The organism is Yoonia sp., assembly GCF_017854415.1.
GTDB lineage: Bacteria > Pseudomonadota > Alphaproteobacteria > Rhodobacterales > Rhodobacteraceae > Yoonia.
This window is the reverse complement of sequence record NZ_JAFMHR010000230.1, coordinates 1-2,738: the sequence shown is the minus strand read 5'-3', so window position 1 is coordinate 2,738 and position 2,738 is coordinate 1. Positions and strand designations below refer to the sequence as shown.

Sequence of the window (2,738 nt, the reverse complement as noted above, 5' to 3'; positions counted from 1 at the left end):
TTTCAGTACCTCTACAACAATTATATTTACCTGAACACCGCCAACGCTGGCCGCAAAGGGGTACAAATAGCAGGCAGCTTCCGCCCCTTCCTGTCCTTCAATCAGATTTTTGGCCCCAGTGCTACCAACTACAACAGTACATTCGGCATTTGGGCCGATGGATTGGCCGACCCGACCTTGGAATGCAACACCACTACGCATCTGGACAAAGGCATGCAGTTTTGGGGACTGAATGACAATACCGACTTGCGCGGCAATACCTTCCATGCGGGTGGAACTGGGCTACAGATAGGTGTCCAGAATACCAACGGTACCATCAATAACGCTGCAATAGATGAACAGATTCAGCGTGGAAATAGCTGGGATGGAATGTTTGGGAGTGGGTATGGGGCTTTTCATGCTTCTGATGAATTGGAATATTGGCAACAATCTTTGTTTGAAGTCAATAGTGATCAAGATGATCGTTTTTACCCTGATAATAATGTCCCAAGTTTTGGTTGGTTTAGAAATATTCCTAACCCAATCATTTCCACTTTCGTTTGCCCAACAGCTCCATTGCCTCCTTCCAATGAAGGTGTTTACGACAAGCCAACCGAGTTAGAAGGCAAAATAACCGCAGGTGAATTTCGTGTATCTGGCTACGAAAACACCAGCCGGGGCATTGCGCAAGGCCGCTTGCTAGAACGTTGGTCGTCGTCCACCACAACAGGATTGGGTAGCCCTAAATTTCAGCAGTTTATTTCCGCTATGGGTAACACCAGCGTTGGCCAATTGCAAGCAGATAAAGGAGACCTCGAAGCTGCCGTCAGCATAAACAAAGACGATGTAAATGCTTTGATGGAGGCAACCAATAGCATAGAAGAATTGGTTGTAAGTCTCAGAACAACACCTCCGGCCAGCCAGCGAAGCACACTCCTAGCAGCGCTAGGCCAATATCAAAACATACTAAGTGTATTGCTAGTTGATGTAGACAACCAACGTGAGCTAGCATTGGGAGCACTCTCCCCTGAACTTAGTACCCCAACCAATGGCGGAATGCACACCGAAAGCCACCAAGCAGAAACACTGCCTTTCTTGGCCGCAGATTACGAAGTACAGCAACTGATTATTCAAGAAGACTATGAACAATTAGCGGCAACAGATAGCTTGCTTTTGCTTACGCTTGGGGAAAGCTGCCCTTGGCTAAATGGTGATGCCGTGTACAAGGCGCGCGCTTTGTTTGGCAAACTTAATCCCGAGTATACTTTCGATGGTGATTACTGTAGTAACAATGGCCTTATACCATTGCAGCAAGCCGAAACGAATATCTCTCCATTGTCCATGGAACTATTCCCTAATCCTGCAAAAGATTATTTGCTGGTTCGATTAAATCGTCCTTTAGCTACTCAACAAGTTTGCCAAGTTTATGATATTACAGGAAAAGAGATAATGGTGGACTGGTTGCAAGGCGAAGGGAATACCTTACTTTTAGAAACAATGTCCTTATTACCTGGCGTTTATATTATAGAAATTCGGGCAAAAGAAGGAGAAAAAGTAAGTCAAAAATTCATCAAACAATGATAACAAAAATATGATTAGGCTAACCTTGAGCCTCACCCAAATTGTATTCATACTGTTGCCCGTTTTGGGGCAACAGTATGATAATACTTGGTTAATGGGCTATAATTATGACCAAACTAACGAACAAATAGAGGGATCGGTACTTTCTTTTACGGAAGGTCGATTAGATGTTAGGTCTGAATCATTAGTACTTGATTTGCAATCTTCCTCTATATCTATTAGTGACTTTAACGGACGGTTACAGTTCTACACAAATGGTTGCCAACTTGTGAATTGGGAGCATCAAACAATTGAAAATGGAGAAGAAATTAATCCTGGTGAAACTTATAATAATTATTGCATTAATATAAACGAACCATGGAGAGAACGGTATCCAGGTGGTAAACAAAGTGTTTTGACCTTACCTGCCCCAAGGGAGGATTCTGTTTACTATCTTATCCATGAAGCAAACGAAATTGTAGAAGAATCTAATGGAAATTTACGTATAGCTGTTAATCCTCTTTATTCTACTAAAATAGATATGCGTCTTAATAATGGAAGGGGAAGGGTAATTAACAAAAATACGCCGATCTTAGAAGAAGATATTTTTTATGGACAATTAACGGCAGTAAAACAAGCTAATGGTTTTGATTGGTGGATAGTAAAACCGGGAGTAAAAGAAGAAAATATATATTACTTTTTTAGTCTTACAGAAAATGGTGTAGTTCTATCCCACACGCAAACAATTGGTATTAACCACAATAACTTTGCGGGGTGGGCTAATTTCCTGCTGGGCAGTGGGGCGTGTGGGAAGCTGGTGAAGGGGTGAGGGCACGGGTTCGTCGTCATTCATGGCGACCTCAGGCAGCGCCTGAAAAACCTCGTTTGGGTTTTCTATTTTAGACCGCCATAAATGACGGTCAACCCGGGAGCTCGCGGGTTCGTCATTATTTATGACGACCTCAGGCAGCGCCTGAAAAACCTCGTTCTGGTTTTTTATTTTAGACCGCCATAAATGACGGTCAACCCGGGGGCTCGCTGGTTCGTCGTCATTTATGGCGACCTCAGGCAGCGCCTGAAAAACCTCGTGTGTGCCAGGCATGGCCCTACACTAACGGATGCGGACGCTAATAAAATAGGGTCCAAGTTCCGAGAGAGCCCGCTGACGGGAATCTCATAGACGAAGCCAAGGGTGTCCT

General features: G+C 43.9%; 2 protein-coding genes. Both read left to right on the top strand.

From position 1 onward, the window contains the following. Positions 1 to 1,560: T9SS type A sorting domain-containing protein (locus QZ197_RS15830; RefSeq protein ID WP_296433189.1), on the top strand; the 1,560-nt coding region annotated here is incomplete at its 5' end. A 25-nt stretch (positions 1,561 to 1,585) separates the two neighbouring features. Next, a complete protein-coding gene (locus QZ197_RS15825) occupies positions 1,586 to 2,368 on the top strand; it encodes a hypothetical protein (RefSeq protein ID WP_296433186.1) in 783 nt (260 codons plus the stop codon). The last annotated feature ends 370 nt before the right edge of the window (positions 2,369 to 2,738 follow it).